Source organism: Streptomyces sp. NPDC002784, from assembly GCF_053592135.1.
Genome location: NZ_JBSFVD010000180.1, coordinates 1 through 1375, shown reverse-complemented (window position 1 = coordinate 1375; position 1375 = coordinate 1). Strand labels below are relative to the sequence as shown.

The following is a 1375-nucleotide window of genomic DNA, read 5'->3' as shown; positions in this document are numbered from 1 at the left end:
GGTGGTGAGGGTGCAGGCGTGCGGCGTCTGCCACACCGACCTGCACTACCGGGAAGGCGGCATCAACGACGACTTCCCCTTTCTCCTCGGCCACGAGGCGGCAGGTGTCGTCGAGCAGGTCGGACCCGACGTGGACGACGTGGCCCCGGGCGACTTCGTCATTCTCAACTGGCGCGCGGTGTGCGGCCGTTGCCGGGCCTGTCGGCGGGGCCGGCCATAGTACTGCTTCGACACCCACAACGCACGGCAGAAGATGACACTCACCGACGGCACCGAGCTCTCACCGGCCCTCGGCATCGGTGCCTTCGCCGAGAAGACACTCGTCGCCGCCGGACAGTGCACCAAGGTCGACCCGGCCGCATCCCCGGCAGCCGCGGGGCTCCTCGGCTGCGGGGTGATGGCGGGCATCGGTGCCGCGATCAACACCGGGGGCGTGGGCAGAGGCGACACCGTGGCGGTCATCGGCTGCGGCGGTGTGGGTGACGCGGCCGTCGCCGGCGCACGCCTGGCGGGGGCGGCGAAGGTCATCGCGGTCGACATCGACGACCGTAAACTGACCACGGCCAGCTCCCTGGGCGCCACCCACACGGTCAACTCCCGCACCACCGACCCGGTCCAGGCGATCCGCGACCTGACCGGCGGCTTCGGCGCCGACGTCGTGATCGAGGCCGTCGGCCGCCCGGAAACCTACCAGCAGGCGTTCTACGCCCGCGACTTGGCCGGCACCGTCGTCCTGGTCGGCGTGCCCACCCCGGAGATGCGACTCGAACTGCCCCTGCTGGACGTCTTCGGCCGCGGCGGGGCACTGAAGTCCTCCTGGTACGGCGACTGCCTGCCGTCCCGCGACTTCCCCATGCTCATCGACCTCCACCTCCAGGGCCGCCTGGACCTGGACGCCTTCGTCAGCGAGACCATCGCGCTGGACGAGGTGGAGGACGCCTTCGCCCGCATGCACAAGGGCGACGTCCTGCGCTCGGTGGTGATCCTGTGATGACCGGCGTACGCATCGAACGTGTCGTGACCTCGGGCGTCTTCACGCTGGACGGCGGCACCTGGAACGTGGACAACAACGTCTGGATCGTCGGCGACGACCGGGAAGCGGTGGTCATCGACGCCGCCCACGACGCCGACGCCGTCGCCGAGGCCGTCGGAGACCGGCAACTGACCGCCATCGTGTGCACCCACGCCCACAACGACCACGTCAACGCGGCCCCGGCGCTGTCCGCGGCCACCGGCGCGCCGATCCTGCTGCACCTGGACGACCGGCTGCTGTGGAAACACACCCACCCGGACCGCGACCCCGACGGCTACCTCTCCGACAACCAGCGCCTTCAGGTGGCCGGCACGCGGCTGCGTGTGCTGCACACCCCGGGAC

The 1375-nt window shown here is 70.8% G+C and carries 1 protein-coding gene and 1 pseudogene; both read left to right on the top strand.

Features of this window, described 5'->3' with window-relative positions; all coding sequences use genetic code 11:
- A pseudogene (locus ACWD1Z_RS37635) lies at positions 1-991 on the top strand (S-(hydroxymethyl)mycothiol dehydrogenase); the annotation flags it as partial.
- Positions 991-1375: MBL fold metallo-hydrolase (locus ACWD1Z_RS37630; RefSeq protein WP_451125438.1), on the top strand; the 385-nt coding region annotated here is incomplete at its 3' end. The pseudogene ACWD1Z_RS37635 and the gene ACWD1Z_RS37630, both read left to right, overlap by 1 nt.